At 73.1% G+C, this 15710-nt stretch carries 11 protein-coding genes; 7 read left to right on the top strand and 4 right to left on the bottom strand.

Features of this window, described 5'->3' with window-relative positions; genetic code table 11:
* Positions 1 to 400 precede the first annotated feature (400 nt).
* The 4 genes from B6R96_RS25550 to B6R96_RS25565 all read right to left on the bottom strand — a co-directional run bounded on the left by B6R96_RS25550 (position 401) and on the right by B6R96_RS25565 (position 5950).
* Positions 401 to 2815, bottom strand: a complete 2415-nt coding sequence (locus tag B6R96_RS25550; RefSeq protein WP_081523745.1) for a transglutaminase family protein — start codon at positions 2813 to 2815, stop codon at positions 401 to 403.
* Positions 2812 to 4188, bottom strand: a complete 1377-nt coding sequence (locus tag B6R96_RS25555; RefSeq protein ID WP_053702211.1) for a DUF58 domain-containing protein — start codon at positions 4186 to 4188, stop codon at positions 2812 to 2814. Before B6R96_RS25555 ends, B6R96_RS25550 begins: the two co-directional genes overlap by 4 nt.
* Complete coding sequence (locus tag B6R96_RS25560) at positions 4188 to 5198, bottom strand: AAA family ATPase (protein WP_030385586.1); 1011 nt, start codon at positions 5196 to 5198, stop codon at positions 4188 to 4190. The genes B6R96_RS25555 and B6R96_RS25560 overlap by 1 nt, the downstream gene beginning before the upstream one ends.
* A 137-nt stretch (positions 5199 to 5335) precedes the next feature.
* The gene (locus tag B6R96_RS25565) at positions 5336 to 5950 is read right to left on the bottom strand and encodes a beta-class carbonic anhydrase (protein ID WP_078626222.1); all 615 of its coding nucleotides are present in this window, start codon (positions 5948 to 5950) and stop codon (positions 5336 to 5338) included.
* A 362-nt stretch (positions 5951 to 6312) separates the two neighbouring features.
* Between B6R96_RS25565 and rsmH the strand changes: the two genes are divergently transcribed.
* From rsmH to murD, 7 genes are all read left to right on the top strand, one after another.
* The gene (rsmH, locus tag B6R96_RS25570; protein WP_053702208.1) at positions 6313 to 7242 is read left to right on the top strand and encodes a 16S rRNA (cytosine(1402)-N(4))-methyltransferase RsmH; all 930 of its coding nucleotides are present in this window, start codon (positions 6313 to 6315) and stop codon (positions 7240 to 7242) included.
* Complete coding sequence (locus B6R96_RS25575; protein ID WP_237291522.1) at positions 7239 to 7793, top strand: hypothetical protein; 555 nt, start codon at positions 7239 to 7241, stop codon at positions 7791 to 7793. Before rsmH ends, B6R96_RS25575 begins: the two co-directional genes overlap by 4 nt.
* 114 nt (positions 7794 to 7907) lie before the next feature.
* Complete coding sequence (locus B6R96_RS25580) at positions 7908 to 9929, top strand: peptidoglycan D,D-transpeptidase FtsI family protein (RefSeq protein WP_159396360.1); 2022 nt, start codon at positions 7908 to 7910, stop codon at positions 9927 to 9929.
* 45 nt (positions 9930 to 9974) lie between these two features.
* Positions 9975 to 11681, top strand: a complete 1707-nt coding sequence (locus B6R96_RS25585) for a UDP-N-acetylmuramoyl-L-alanyl-D-glutamate--2,6-diaminopimelate ligase (RefSeq protein ID WP_081523747.1) — start codon at positions 9975 to 9977, stop codon at positions 11679 to 11681.
* Entirely contained in the window at positions 11678 to 13108 is a 1431-nt protein-coding gene (locus tag B6R96_RS25590) for a UDP-N-acetylmuramoyl-tripeptide--D-alanyl-D-alanine ligase (protein ID WP_081523748.1), read from the top strand. The genes B6R96_RS25585 and B6R96_RS25590 overlap by 4 nt, the downstream gene beginning before the upstream one ends.
* Positions 13105 to 14175 (top strand): phospho-N-acetylmuramoyl-pentapeptide-transferase, encoded by a 1071-nt coding sequence (gene mraY / locus B6R96_RS25595; RefSeq protein ID WP_030385579.1) that lies wholly within the window; start codon positions 13105 to 13107, stop codon positions 14173 to 14175. Before B6R96_RS25590 ends, mraY begins: the two co-directional genes overlap by 4 nt.
* A complete protein-coding gene (gene murD, locus B6R96_RS25600; protein ID WP_081523749.1) occupies positions 14157 to 15674 on the top strand; it encodes a UDP-N-acetylmuramoyl-L-alanine--D-glutamate ligase in 1518 nt (505 codons plus the stop codon). The genes mraY and murD overlap by 19 nt, the downstream gene beginning before the upstream one ends.
* The last annotated feature ends 36 nt before the right edge of the window (positions 15675 to 15710 follow it).

Consider the following 15710-nt stretch of genomic DNA (forward strand, 5'->3'; position numbering starts at 1 on the left):
CGGCGGTGCCGCGGGGGCGCGGCGCCCCGTAGAACTGGTGGGGCCGGCCGCGACGGCTGAGTATCCGTACCTAGGCGCGGAAATGAGTACGTGCGCGGATGGGCTCCCACCTGCGCGGACGCCAGACTGGGAGCAACGGACAGGAGACCCGGTCCGCACCGCCGACACGGGGCTGCGGAGCGGACCGGGGCCTCCTCCCGTGACCGGGACGGGGGAACGACGGGGGATCGGCGAACCGGTGATGCGGTACGTGATGCGGCGGGGCTCGGGGGGATCGAGCCTCGCCGTTTCGCGTCCGCGGGTTCGGCGGTTCTGCGCGGTCGTCCGCGCCGCCGCTGCCGGGGCTCCGCCCCGGACCCCGCGCCTCAAACGCCGGCGAGGCCGAGAGGGCGGGTGCGCCTCAGCCGCGGGTGCGCAGGGGCAGGCGGGTGCGGAGGGACGTCAGGCGGGCCGAGACCGCTCCGGCCACCGCTGCCCAGCGGGCGGAGAGTGCCCAGGAGATACGGGTCGCCGAGCGCGGCAGCAGCAGGGCGCGCAGCCGGGGCAGCCGGTCCGCGGACTCCAGCAGCCCCGTACGGGCCAGCAGTACGTCCTGTGCCAGCTCCGGGTACGAGACCTCCGCGCCCGGGGGCGCGTACAGGGCCCGTTCCACCGCACCGGCGACCCGGTGCACGGCCGCCCCGGGTTCAGGCTCCAGGCGGCCCAGATCCACGATGCGGCCCGCCGCCCGGCGCGGGGACAGCGCCTCGTCCGGGGCCACACCCACGTCCCAGGCGGCGTCGCCCAGTTCCCGCCAGGCCGTCAGCACCTCACCGGTCGCCAGGCGGCGGGCCCGCAGCCGGGTCCGCCACAGCAGCGGGAGCAGGGGTAGCCCCAGCACCGCCACGACCAGCGCGGCCCAGCCCAGGACCGTCGTCACCGACAGCCCGTCATCGGGGCCGGCGCTCTGCGCGGGCGTCGCCGCACCGCACTCGCCGAGCTTCTTCAGGGCCGGCGGGCACTCGGGGGTCCCCGTGGGGGCCGTCGACGGCTGCACCGCGCTCTGCGAGGGCAGCGGCGCCGGGGCGGACGGCTGGGTGGCCGGGGTCTGCGCCCGCGAGTAGTCCGGGATGTTGATGCCGGAGCGGGGCGTCGGCTCGAAGCGGGTCCAGCCCACGCCCTGGAAGTACAGCTCGGGCCAGGCGTGCGCGTCGCGCATCGACACGTTCACGCTGCCGTCCGACTGCTTCTCGCCGGGGGTGAAGCCCACCGCGACCCGGGCCGGGATGCCCAGCGAGCGGGACATCGCCGCCATCGAGAAGGCGAAGTGGACGCAGAAGCCCTCCTTGTCGGCGAGGAACCGGGCGACCGCCTGCGGGCCGGTGCCCGAGGCCGTCCTCGTGTTGTAGCGGAACCCGCCGTTCACGGCGAAGTAGTCCTGGAGCTTCACCGCGCGGGTGTAGTCGTCCTTCGCCCCCTGCGTCACTTGGCGGGCCGTCTCGGCGACCACCGGCGGCAGGTTGTCCGGGATCTTCGTGTACTCGTCCCGGATCGCCGGTTCGGGCTCCCCGGCCCGCTGGAGCTGCTGGGGTGTCGGGTTCAGCTGCAGGCTGCGCACCTCGTACTCGGCGCCCTGGACGTTCTGGAACCGGTCCCGGCCCAGCTGGTCGCCGACCAGGGACCGGCCCGCCGGCTCGAACCGCCACTTGCCGCGGATCGCCACCGAGGTCGCCGGATACGGCATGGGGAGGTAGCGCTGGGTGTAGTTGTCCGCCGCGTTGATGAGGGTGGTGACCTCCGTCGCGGTGCCGCGGACCGGGGCACCGAGCCCCGGCGGGTCGGGCAGCCGTTCCGGCACGTCGATCAGGGGCCGCCCGGAGGCCTCCCACTTGACGCCGTTGAACTCGTCCAGCGCCAGGATCCGCAGGTACTGCTCGCCCTGCTGCGGGTTGTTCGTCCGGTACTTCAGGATCACGCGGTTGTCCTGCGCGTTCAGGTTGCTCTGCAGGGAGACCAGCGGGTTGACCGCCGTGATCGTCCCGCCCGGACCGCTGCCGCTCTCGTCGCCCTCCTGCGTCCCGCCCAGCAGCCCGCCGCCGAGCGAGGGCAGTACGGCGGGCACCACCAGCGCGAGGCCCAGGGCCACGGCGCCGATCCGCCGCCCGAACTTCACGGGGGCCGTCGCCTGCCCACCTGCGCCGCCCGCGAGGCCCGAGTCGGCGGCGCCCCGGCGCGGGGCCGCGCCGAAGACCCGGCCCCACTGGGCGAGCCGGTCCCGGCCCTCGGACAGCAGCAGCAACAGGTAGCCGCAGCCCGCCAGCAGGAAGGAGATCCAGGAGGCGTCCCCGCCGCCGGACAGGCCCGCGGCCACCGAGTACAGCGCGAGCAGCGGCAGTCCGGCCGCGGCGGCGGTGCGCAGGGTCACCGCGAGGGTGTCCACCAGCAGACCGATCAGCAGCACGCCGGACACCAGCAGCAGCTTGATGCCGTCCGTCAGCGGAGCCGGGATCGCGAACTCGCCCACGTCCCGGACGCCCTGGCCGAACAGTGCGCCGAAGTCCGTCACCAGGTAGGCCAGCGGCCCGTCCCCGGTGGACTCGCCCTTGCCGGCGTACAGGAACGCGAGCAGCAGCAGCGACACCAGCAGCTGCGCGGCCACGGTCAGCGTCCGGGCCAGCGGCACCCGCCGGGCCCCGGCGCCCACCGCGCTCTGCACGATCAGCAGCAGCCCGGCCTGGAGCAGCCAGGCCTGCGAGTCCACCAGCGGGCTCAGCGACCACGAGGTGAGCAGTGTCGCCAGTGCCGCGAACAGCGTCAGTTTCGCCCGCCCGCTCATTCCCGACCTCCGGTGGTTCCCGTAGCGACGCGCGCGGCCCCGGCCCGGCGCCACAGCTCGCCGAAGGCCACCCCGGGCGGGGCGGCCAGCGCCGTCCAGCCCGCGTCGCGCAGCCTGCGCAGCCGTTCCTCCAGCGGGGTCACGGCATGCCCCGGAGCCGGCTGTCCGCCCCAGCTCGCGCAGTCCAGTACGAAGGCCACCGCACCCGAGGTGCGCTGGCGCATCCCGGCCGCCAGTTCTGTCTGTACGTCGTCCAGGTCGCCGAAGAAGGCGATGAGGAGCCCGTCGCCGCCGGCTCCGCCGAAGCCCCCGCTGCCGCCGGCGCGCACCGCGTCGTAGGCGCGGGAGAGCCCGGCGCCGTCGGAGTGCCCGACGACCGCGAGGGTGTCCATCATCAGTCCGGCGGCCTCTGCGGACTCCTGCCCGCCGGAGGAGAAGCCTCCGCCGCCCTCCCCGGGCACCGAGTCGCCGGTGTCGGTGAGCAGACGTACGGAGAAGCCCTGTTCCAGGACGTGCACCAGGCTGGAGGCGGCCGCCGAGACGGCCCACTCGAAGGCGGAGTCGGGGCCGGCGCCGTCGTAGGCCAGGCGCCGGGTGTCCAGCAGGACGGTGGCCCGGCTGCGCTGCGGCTGCTCCTCGCGGCGGACCATCAGTTCGCCGTAGCGGGCGGTGGAGCGCCAGTGCACGCGGCGCAGGTCGTCGCCGCGCCGGTAGCCGCGGGGGATCACGTCGTCGTCGCCGGCCAGGGCCAGGGAGCGGCGGCTGCCGTCGCCGTAGCCGTTGGACTCGCCGGCCAGCCGGACCGGCGGCAGGGGCTCGGTGCGCGGTATGACGGTGAGGGTGTCGTAGGTGCTGAAGGAGCGGGTCAGCTCGACCAGCCCGAAGGGGTCGGACAGGCGCAGCTGGAGCGGGCCGAGCGGATAGCGGCCGCGCAGGTCGGAGCGGACCCGGTAGGACACCTCGCGGCGCCCGCCGGGCTCGACCCGGTCCAGTACGAAGCGCGGGCGCGGGCCCAGTACGTAGGGCACCCGGTCCTGGAGCATCAGCAGGCCGGTGGGCAGCCGCGAGACGTTGTCCATGCGCAGCTGTACGCGGGCCTCGGTGCCCGCGGGGACCCGGCCCGGGCTGAGCCGGCGGCTGCCGGAGACCCGGTAGCGGGTGCGGTGCAGGGCGTAGACGCAGATCAGCGGCAGGAGGGCGAGGAGCAGGCCGACCCGCAGCAGTTCGCCCTGGCCCAGGACGTACGCGCAGGCGGCGGCGGCTATCCCGGCGGCCAGGAACGAGCGGCCGCGGGTGGTCAGTCCGGACAGCGAGGCGCGCAGTCCGCCGCCGTCCCCCGGGCCACCGGCGCCGCGCGGGGCACCGGCGCTCATCAGAAGCCCCGGATGCCCGCGCCGGGCGGCATCTCGCCGCGGGCGTGCGCGGCCGGGACGGGGGTGCGCTGCAGGATGTCGGCGACGACCTGCTCGGCGGTGCGGCGGTTCAGCTGGGCCTGCGCGGTGGGCAGCAGCCGGTGCGCGAGGACCGGGCCGGCCAGGGCCTGGACGTCGTCGGGCAGGACGTAGTCCCGGCCGGCGAGCGCGGCGGAGGCCTTCACGGCGCGCAGCAGGTGCAGGGTGGCCCGGGGAGAGGCGCCGAGCCGCAGGTCGGGGTGGCTGCGGGTGGCGGAGACCAGGTCGACGACGTAGCGCCGGACGGGCTCGGCCACGTACACCTCGCGGACCGCCTCGATGAGCTTGACGATCTCGTGGGAGTGCGCGACGGAGGTCAGGTCGTCGAGCGGGGAGACCCCGCCGTGCACGTCGAGCATCTGGAGCTCGGCCTCGGGGCTCGGGTAGCCGACGGAGACGCGGGCCATGAAGCGGTCGCGCTGCGCCTCGGGCAGCGGGTAGGTGCCCTCCATCTCCACCGGGTTCTGGGTGGCGACGACCATGAAGGGGCTGGGCAGCGTGTAGGTCGTGCCGTCGATGGTGACCTGGCGCTCCTCCATCGACTCCAGCAGCGCGGACTGGGTCTTGGGCGAGGCGCGGTTGATCTCGTCACCGATGACGATCTGCGCGAAGATCGCGCCCGGCTTGAACTCGAACTCGCGGCGCTGCTGGTCGTAGATGCTGACACCGGTGATGTCGGAGGGCAGCAGGTCCGGGGTGAACTGGATGCGCTGCACCGAGCAGTCGATGGACTTGGCGAGCGTCTTGGCGAGCATCGTCTTGCCGACGCCGGGTACGTCCTCGATCAGCAGGTGCCCCTCGGCGAGCAGCACGGTCAGCGCGAGGCGAACGACCTCGGGCTTGCCCTCGATCACGCTCTCGACCGACTGGCGCACCCGCTCCGCCGTGCTGGTCAGATCCGCGAGGCTCGCTCGGTCGTCATACGTCGTCACCTGGTTCTCCTCGGCCCATTCCCAGGGCCGACGCCCTTGGCGCATGAACCGGCCCACCCCGAAACACGGACACCGTCCCGGGAGGATCCCGGGTGGTGCCACCCCGCATTCTTGACGGCGTTACGGCCTTGTGTCACTCAAGAGCTGGGATCGATCTCCCGCAGGAGCCCGGTGTGCACATCGAAGACGAAGCCTCGCACATCGTCCTTGTGGGGCAGGAACGGGTTGGTGCGGACCCGCTGCATGGACTGGCGGACGTCCTGGTCCACGTCCCGGAAGGCCTCGACGGCCCAGGCGGGGCGCTGGCCGACCTCGTCCTCCAGCTCGTGCCGGAAGTCCTCGGTCAGGTTCTCGAGACCGCAGCCGGTGTGGTGGATCAGTATCACCGTGCGGGTGCCGAGGGCCCGCTGGCTGATGGTGAGGGACCGGATCGTGTCGTCGGTGACCACGCCGCCGGCGTTGCGGATCGTGTGGCAGTCGCCGAGTTCCAGACCGAGGGCCTTGTGCAGGTCCAGGCGGGCGTCCATACAGGCCACGACGGCGACCTTGAGGACGGGACGGGCGTCCATGCCGGGATCGGAGAACTGTGCCGCGTAGCGCTGATTCGCCTCGACCAGTCGGTCGGTGACGGATCCGCCGACGGATGCCTCGGGTGCGGACTCGGCAGGCAGGGATGCGGAAGTCGTCATGGGTACGACGTTAATGGTCACCGCCCCCGTCGGCCTCGCGTGAGAGCGGACAAAGAACGTCAACGAGGCTTGTTGTGAGCTAACCCACAGGGGTGGGGGTGAGGCGGCCGTCCGGGTGATTCGCGGCATTTGCCGGTTCGCTCCGAGAGCCGCGCACGCCGCGCGGGGCGGTTCGTTGACCGCGGCGACCGTTGCACTAAAGTGACGCGAACCGGCCGGAGCCCGGCCCTGACCGGCCGCCCGGCCCCCGATGAACACTCGCGTGCGCGGCGCGTACGTACGGCCCGGCCCTCTCCCGCTCACCGGCCGGCCGGCGCCACCTTCCCCGGCGCCGGTCGCGGATGCGGGGAGGCGGGGGTGCGTACGCCTGCCGCGCCGTTATCTGAGAGGGCGCTTTGACTAGCGAGTCCCGACATGTCCCGGTGATGCTCCAGCGGTGCCTGGACCTGTTGGCCCCGGCGCTGGAGAGGCCCGGGGCCGTCGTCGTCGACTGCACCCTCGGCCTCGGCGGCCACAGCGAGGCCCTGCTGACCCGGTTCCCCGAGGCCCACCTGATCGGCCTCGACCGCGACAAGGAGGCCCTGCGGCTCTCCGGCGAGCGGCTCGCGCCCTTCGGCGACCGGGCCACCCTGGTCCACGCGATCTACGCCGACCTCGCCGAGGTCCTCGACGGGCTCGGCATCCCGGCCGTCCAGGGCATCCTCTTCGACCTCGGCGTCTCCTCCATGCAGCTCGACGAGGCCGACCGCGGGTTCGCGTACGCCCAGGACGCCCCGCTGGACATGCGCATGGACCAGACGACCGGCATCAGCGCCGCCGAGGTCCTCAACAGCTACGCGCCGGGCGAGCTCGTCCGGATCCTGCGCCAGTACGGCGAGGAGAAGCAGGCCAAGCGGATCGTGTCCGCCATCGTCCGGGAGCGGGAGAAGGAGCCCTTCACCAACAGTGCCCGCCTGGTCGAGCTGATCCGCGACTCCCTGCCGCAGGCCGCCAAGCGCACCGGCGGCAACCCGGCGAAGCGGACCTTCCAGGCGCTGCGGATTGAGGTCAACGGAGAGCTCTCGGGCCTGGAGCGGGCCATCCCGGCGGCGGTGGACCGGATCGCGGTCGGCGGCCGGATCGCGGTGCTCTCGTACCACTCGCTGGAGGACCGCCTGGTCAAGCAGGTCTTCGCGGCCGGCGCGACCTCCACGGCCCCGCCCGGCCTGCCGGTGGTGCCGGAGAAGTACCAGCCGAAGCTGAAACTGCTCACGCGCGGCGCCGAACTGCCCACCGAGGAGGAGATCGCCGAGAACCGGCGGGCCGCCCCGGCGAGGTTCCGCGGGGTCGAACGCATCCGGGAGGCGCGACTGTGACCAAGGCCGGGAAGGTCGCCACGCTGACCCGCGGGCAGGCGGCCCGCCTCGGCCGGGCGCTCGGCGGCCGCCCGGCCCGCCCGCGGCCCGGGGGGCAGGCGGCCCGGATGCCGTTCGTGCTGCTCGTCGTGGCCCTGCTCGGCGGCGGCCTGATCAGCCTGCTGCTGCTGAACTCGGCCCTGAACGAGGGCTCCTTCCAGCTGACCAAGCTGAAGAAGGAGACCACCACCCTCACCGACGAGGAACAGGCGCTGCAGCGCGACGTGGACGCCCACTCGGCCCCCGACGCGCTCCAGCGCCGGGCCCACGAGCTGGGCCTGGTCCCCGGCGGCAGCCCGGTCTTCATCGGCCCGGACGGCAGGATCGCCGGCAGCGCGGCACCGGCCGAGGCCCCGCCGTCACCGACCCCGACCCCGCCCCCTGCTCCGCCGGCGGCGCCGGGCGCCTCCCCGGCCGCACCCACGGCGCCGGCCCCGGCCTCGCAGAGCCCGCAGGCCGCGCCCCCGTCCCAGCCTCTCCAGCAGCAGCCCACCCCCAACACAGGTCGGTGATGTCGTGACGCGGATCCCTGCGGGGCCGTTCCCCGCCCCGCCCTTCCTCCCCCGGCCACCGCTGGGAGGTGCCCCCGGTACCCCCGGCGCGGCCCTGCCAGGGGCGGTGGCCGCGTGAGCCCGCAGGAGCCGCCCCGGCGGCGGGTGCCCGGGCCGGCCAGGCCGCCCCGGCCCGGCGACCGGGCCCGCGCCAACGCCCGCCCGGCCTCCCGCCCCGCGACCCGGCGGCCGGCGGGCGCCCGTACCCCGCACACGATCCGCCTCGGCAGCCCGCGCCCCCGGCTGCGCCTGGTCGGCGTCGGCCTGACCCTGGTCATGCTGGCCTTCGTGGTCCGGCTGCTCCAGGTGCAGGCCGTCGACGCCTCGGCGTTCTCCGCCGAGGCCTCCAAGAACCGCTACACCAGCGTCAAACTGGCCGCCGAGCGCGGTGAGATCACCGACCGCAGGGGCGTGGCCCTCGCCACCAGCGTCGACGCGTACGACATCACCGCCGACCCGAAGATGTTCACCCCGCAGGACAGCAAGGCGCCCGACGCCCCGCAGCAGGCCGCCGCCCTCCTCGCACCCATCCTCGGCAAGGACGCCAAGGAGCTCGCCGACCGGCTGAGCACCAAGAACTCCCGGTACGTCGTCCTCGCCCAGCGCCAGACCCCCCAGGTCTGGAACCAGATCAAGGACCTCAAGCGGGTCTTCGCCGAGAAGGCGGCGGCCGACAAGCGGGGCAACGGCCCCGGCGCGAACGTCCTGGCCGGCGTGTTCAAGGAGGACAGCAGCAAGCGCGTGTACCCGAACGGCGACCTCGCCGCCGGGATACTGGGTTACGTCAACGCCGAGGGCAAGGGCGGCGGCGGCCTGGAGTCCTCCCTCGACAAGAAGCTGTCCGGCAAGGACGGCGAGGTCACCTACGCCCAGTCCGGCGGCCGCCGCGTCCCCACCGCGGGATCCAGCGAGAAGCCCGCCGTGCCCGGCACGGACGTCCAGCTGACCATCGACCGGGACATCCAGTGGGCGGCGCAGAGCGCCATCGCCGAGCAGGTCCAGAAGTCCGAGGCCGACCGCGGCTACGTCATCGTCCAGGACACCCTCACCGGCGAGGTCCTGGCCATGGCCAACGCCCCCGGCTTCGACCCCAACGACCTGACCCGGGCCCGCTCCGCCGCCATGGGCAACGCCGCGCTCCAGGACGTGTACGAGCCCGGCTCCACCGCCAAGGTGATGTCGATGGCCGCCGTCCTGGAGGAGAAGAAGGCCACCCCGGAGACCCGCGTCGAGGTCCCCAACCGGCTCCACCGCGGTGACCGGCTGTTCAAGGACGACATCGACCACCCGACCTGGTACCTGACCCTCAACGGCGTCCTGGCCAAGTCCTCCAACATCGGCACCATCCTGGCGACCGGTCAGCTCGGCACGACCCAGCCCGAGGCCAACAAGGTCCTGCACTCCTACCTGACCAAGTTCGGCATCGGCCGCCCGACCGGCCTGGAGTACCCCGGCGAGTCCCGCGGCATCCTCGCCGAGCCCCAGGACTGGTCCACCTCGCAGCAGTACACGATCCCTTTCGGCCAGGGCCTGTCCCTGAACGCCATGCAGGCGGCCTCCGTGTACTCGACCATCGCCAACGGCGGGGTCCGCATCGAGCCCACCCTGGTCCGCGGCACCAAGGGCCCCGACGGCCGCTTCACCCCGGCCCCGGCGCCCGAGACGAACCGCGTGATCAGCCCGGAGACCGCCAAGACCCTCGCCCAGATGCTCGAATCCGTCGTCGACGACCAGGAGGGCACCGGCACCAAGGCGAAGATCCCCGGCTACCGGGTCGGCGGCAAGACCGGCACCTCCAACCGGGTGGATCCGGCCACCGGCCGCTACAAGGGCTACACCGCGTCCTTCGCCGGTTTCGCCCCCGCCGACAAGCCGCGCATCACCGTCTACTGCGCCATCCAGAACCCCACGAAGGGCAGCTACTTCGGCGGCCAGATCTGCGGCCCCATCTACAAGAAGGTCATGGAGTTCGCGCTCAAGACCCTCCAGGTGGCCCCCACGGGAACCGCACCCGCCGGGCTTCCCGTCACCTACGACGCCGCCCCCCAGCCCGCCCCCAAGCCCGCCCCGCAGCCCAGTCCGCAGCCCGGTCAGTGACCCACAGCCCCGACCGGCCCGCCAGAAAAGCGTGAGGCACCACCAGTGACAACGATCACCCCGAAACCCGGGAACCGGACGACCGGCGAAGCCGAGGCCGGGCCCTCACTTCGCGGGCGGCCCGCCGCGCCCGGTACGCTCACCGCCGTGCCCCACGCTGATCAGCCCAGAACCGCCCAGAAAGCCCCGGCAACGCCGCCGGGAGCGCCCCGGCCCGCGTCCGCCAGCCCGAGCCCGCTGGGCGAGCTGGCCACCCTGCTGGGCGTCCCCGCGCCCGGCGCGGCGCAGATCACCGGCATCACGCACGACTCCCGTGCGGTGCGCCCCGGTGACCTGTACGCGGCCCTGCCGGGAGCCAGGACGCACGGCGCCGACTTCGCCGCCCAGGCCGCCGGCCTCGGCGCCGCCGCCGTGCTGACCGACCCCGCCGGAGCGGAACGCGCCGCGGCGACCGGCCTGCCGGTCCTGACCGTGGACGACCCGCGCGGCCGGGTGGGAGAACTCGCCGCCGCGATCTACGGGCGCCCCGGTGAGGACCTCCTCCAGATCGGCATCACCGGAACCTCCGGCAAGACCACCACGGCGTACCTCGTCGAGGGCGGTCTGCGCGCGGCGGGCCGCAGCACCGGACTGGTCGGCACCGTCGAGATGCGCATCGGCGACGAGCGCATCAAGTCCGAGCGGACCACCCCCGAGGCCACCGACCTCCAGGCCCTCTTCGCGGTCATGCGCGAACGCGGCGTCGAGGCCGTGGCCATGGAGGTCTCCAGCCACGCACTGGTGCTCGGCCGGGTCGACGGCTGCGTCTTCGACGTCGCCGTCTTCAACAACCTCAGCCCGGAGCACATGGAGTTCCACTCCGACATGGAGGACTACTTCCAGGCCAAGGCGGGGCTCTTCACGGCCCGCCGGGCCCGCCTGGGCGTGGTCAACCTCGACGACGAGTACGGCCGCCGCCTGGCCAAGGAGGCGACCGTCCCGGTCGTCACCTTCTCCGCCGCGGGCGACCCGGCCGCCGACTGGCGTGCCGAGGACGTGGTGTTCGGACCCGCGAGCTCCACCCTGACCCTGCTGGGCCCCGAAGGACAGCGCGTACGGGCCACCGCGCCGCTGCCCGGCCCGTTCAACGTCGCCAACACCGTCGCCGCGATCGTCACGCTCGCCGCCGCCGGCCTCGACCCGCAGACCGCCGCCGACGGCGTCGCCGCGGTCCCCGGGGTCCCCGGCCGGCTGGAGCGGGTGGACGCGGGACAGCCCTACCTCGCCGTCGTCGACTACGCGCACAAGACGGACGCCGTGGAATCGGTGCTGCGCGCACTGCGCGAGGTCACCGAGGGCCAGCTGCACATCGTGCTCGGCTGCGGCGGCGACCGCGACACCACCAAGCGCGGCCCGATGGGCGCCGCCGCCGCCCGGTTCGCCGACGTGGCCGTCCTGACCTCCGACAACCCGCGCTCCGAGGACCCGCTCGCGATCCTCGCCGCGATGTTCGAGGGCGCCGTCTCCGTACCGCCCGCCGAGCGGGGCACCGTCCTGGTCGACGCCGACCGGGCCGCGGCCATCGCCGCCGCCGTCGCCCGCGCCCGGCCCGGTGACACCGTGCTGGTGGCCGGCAAGGGCCACGAGCAGGGCCAGGACACCGCCGGTGTCGTACGCCCCTTCGACGACCGCACGGTGCTCCGTGCCGCGATCGAGCACCAGGCCGTGCTCGATCGGAAGATTCAGGTCCGACAGGCCGAGGTGAACCAGTGATCGCCCTTTCCCTCGCCGAGATCGCCGACATCACCGGCGGGCGGCCCCACGACATACCGGATCCGTCCGTCCAGGTCACCGGCCCCGTGGTCTACGACTCCCGCGAGGTCGGGCCCGGCAGCCTGTTCGCCGCCTTCGTCGGCGAGCGGGTCGACGGCCACGACTACGCCGAACGCGCCGTGTCCGCGGGCGCCGTGGCCGTCCTCGCGACCCGGCCCGTCGGCGCACCGGCCATCGTCGTCCCCGATGTGGTGGCCGCCCTCGGAGCGCTCGCCCGGGCCGTGGTCACCCGCCTGGGCACCGACGTCGTGGCCCTCACCGGGTCCGCCGGCAAGACCTCCACCAAGGACCTCATCGCGCAGGTGCTCCAGCACCACGCGCCGACCGTGTGGACCCCCGGGAACCTCAACAACGAGATCGGCCTGCCGATCACGACGCTGCGCGTCACCGAGGACACCCAGCACCTCGTCCTGGAGATGGGCGCCCGCGGCATCGGCCACATCCGCTACCTCACCGGACTGACGCCCCCGCGGATCGGTCTGGTCCTCAACGTCGGCACCGCCCACATCGGCGAGTTCGGCGGCCGAGAGCAGATCGCACAGGCCAAGGGGGAGCTGGTCGAGGCGCTGCCGGCCGAGGCGGAGGGCGGCGTCGCCGTCCTCAACGCCGATGACCTGCTGGTTCGTGAGATGGCCGCCCGCACGAAGGCCCGTACGGTCCTGTTCGGCGAGGCCGAGGACGCCGAAATCCGGGCCACCGAAGTCCGGATGACGGACACCGGACAGCCTTCCTTCACACTGCACACACCGACCGGGTGCAGTGACGTGACCTTGCGGCTGTACGGTGAGCACCACGTGTCGAACGCGCTCGCCGCGGCCGCCGTCGCCCATGTCCTGGGCATGTCCGCACAGGAGATCGCCATGGCGCTCTCCGGGGCGGGCACGCTGTCCCGGTGGCGGATGGAGGTCACCGAACGGGCGGACGGTGTGACGATCGTCAACGACGCCTACAACGCGAACCCCGAGTCCATGCGGGCCGCACTGCGCGCGCTCGCCGCGATGGGCGGTGCCGGCAGGGCGAACGGGGGACGCACGTGGGCGGTGCTCGGCCCGATGGCCGAGCTCGGAGACGACGCGCTCGCCGAGCACGACGCGGTCGGACGACTTGTCGTCCGGCTCAACGTGAGCAAGCTCGTCGCAGTCGGGGGCAGGGAAGCCTCCTGGCTGCAACTGGGCGCATATAACGAGGGTTCGTGGGGTGAGGAGTCGGTGCTCGTGTCCGACGCGCAGGCGGCGGTCGACCTGTTGCGCAGTGAACTGCGCCCGGGTGACGTCGTGCTGGTGAAGGCTTCCAGGTCGGCCGGACTGGAGCGGGTGGCCCAGGCGCTGCTCGACAGCACTGTCGAGGGCGAGGTCGCCGACCGATGAGGCAGATCCTGTTCGCCGGTGTCATCGGCATGTTCCTCACCGTTGTCGGTACCCCGTTGCTGATCAAGCTTCTGGCCCGCAAGGGCTACGGCCAGTTCATCCGCGACGACGGCCCCCGCGGCCACGCCGGGAAGAAGGGCACGCCCACCATGGGCGGTATCTCCTTCATCCTGGCCACGCTCATCGCGTACGCCCTGACGAAGGTCCTCACCGGCAGCGAGCCGAGCTTCTCGGGCCTGCTCGTCCTGTTCCTGATGGCGGGCATGGGCCTCGTCGGGTACCTGGACGACTACATCAAGATCGTCAAGCGGCGCTCGCTGGGTCTGCGGGCCAAGGCGAAGATGTCCGGCCAGCTGATCGTCGGCATCGCCTTCGCGGTGCTGGCCCTCCAGTTCAAGGACTCGCGCGGGCTGACCCCGGCCTCCACCAGGCTGTCGTTCGTCACGGACTTCGGCTGGTCGATCGGCCCGGTGCTGTTCGTGGTCTGGGCGCTGTTCATGATCCTGGCGATGTCCAACGGCGTGAACCTCACCGACGGTCTGGACGGTCTCGCGACCGGCGCCGCCGTGATGGTCTTCGGCGCCTACACCTTCATCGGCGTCTGGCAGTTCCAGGAGTCGTGCGCCATGGCGGCCGACCTGACGAACCCGAACGCCTGCTTCGAGGTACGCGATCCGCTCGACCTCGCCGTCGTCGCCTCCGCCCTCATGGGCGCCTGCTTCGGCTTCCTGTGGTGGAACACCTCGCCCGCCAAGATCTTCATGGGTGACACCGGCTCGCTCGCCCTCGGCGGCGCGCTCGCGGGCCTCGCCATCTGCTCCCGCACGGAGTTCCTGATGGCGCTCCTCGGCGGCCTCTTCGTGCTCATCACGATGTCGGTCGTCATCCAGGTCGGTTCCTTCAAGATGACCGGCAAGCGCGTCTTCCGGATGGCGCCGCTCCAGCACCACTTCGAACTCAAGGGCTGGTCCGAGGTCCTCGTCGTGGTCCGCTTCTGGATCATCCAGGGCATGTGCGTGATCGTGGGTCTCGGTCTCTTCTACGCGGGATGGGCAGCCGACAAGTGACGTCCTGGCAGGACAAGAACATCACCGTCGCCGGTCTCGGCGTGAGCGGCATCAGTGCCGCCCGCGCCCTGGCCGGCCTCGGCGCAGTGGTGACCGTCGTCGACAACGGCGACGGTGACGCGCACCGCGCCCGGGCCGCCGAACTCGCGGCGGAGGGCATCACCGTCCGCCTCGGCCGCCTGGAGGACGGCGGCCACGCGGGCGAGGTCCTGCCCGAGGGCACCGAACTGGTCGTCACCTCGCCCGGCTGGAAGCCCGACAGCCCGCTGTTCGCGGCCGCTGCCGCGGCGGGTGTGGACGTGGTCGGGGACGTCGAGATCGCCTGGCTGCTGCGCGAGGTGGGCCAGGAGCGGCGCGCCGCGCGGTCCGGCGGCACGGACGCCGCAGCGCCCCGCAAGGAACCGGCGCCCTGGCTCGCGATCACCGGCACCAACGGCAAGACCACCACCACGCAGATGCTGGCGTCGATCCTGAAGGCCGCGGGCCTGCGCACCGCGGCCGTCGGCAACATCGGCACCCCGATCATCGACGTGGTGCTCGGCGAGCAGGAGTACGACGTGCTCGCCGTCGAACTCTCCAGCTACCAGCTGCACTGGGCGCCCTCGCTGCGCGTCCACTCGGCGGCCGTGCTCAACCTGGCCCCGGACCACCTCGACTGGCACGGCTCCATGGAGGCGTACGCGGCCGACAAGGGCCGGATCTACGAGGGCAACACGGTGGCCTGCGTCTACAACGTGGCCGACGGTGCCACCGAGGACCTGGTCGTCGAGGCGGACGTCGAGGAGGGCTGCCGGGCGATCGGTTTCACCCTCGGCGCCCCCGGCCCCTCCATGCTCGGCATCGTCGACGGCATCCTCGTCGACCGGGCCTTCGTCGAGAACCGGCAGAAGAACGCCCAGGAGCTCGCCGAGGTCAAGGACGTCAACCCGCCGGCCCCGCACAACATCGCCAACGCGCTCGCCGCGGCGGCCCTGGCCCGCGCCTTCGGCGTGGAGCCCCGCGCGGTCCGCGACGGACTGCGCGACTTCCGTCCCGACGCCCACCGCGTCAGTTACGTGGACGAGGTCGCCTCGGTGACCTACATCGACGACTCCAAGGCCACCAACACGCACGCGGCCGAGGCCTCGCTCGCGGCCTTCGAGCCGGTCGTCTGGATCGCGGGGGGCCTCGCCAAGGGCGCGACCTTCGACGAGCTCGTGCAGAAGTCCGCGAAGCGGTTGCGCGGCGCGGTGCTGATCGGCGCCGACCGGGCGCTCATCGCGGAGGCGCTGGCGCGACACGCCCCCGAGGTCCCGGTCGTCGACCTCGACCGGACCGACACTGGGGCGATGCTCGCAGCGGTCCGGGAAGCCGCCGCGCTCGCCGAGCCCGGCGACACGGTCCTGCTGGCACCTGCCTGTGCCTCGATGGACATGTTCGCGAACTACAACAAGCGTGGGGACGCATTCGCCGACGCGGTGCGCGAACTGGCCGCCGAGAACGCTGCGGACACGGCCTAGGCCGGGGGCTCCGGGACAGGTTCCCTCCGGCCGGCT

Origin of the sequence: Streptomyces sp. Sge12, from assembly GCF_002080455.1 — a bacterium.
In the GTDB taxonomy this organism is placed as follows: domain Bacteria; phylum Actinomycetota; class Actinomycetes; order Streptomycetales; family Streptomycetaceae; genus Streptomyces.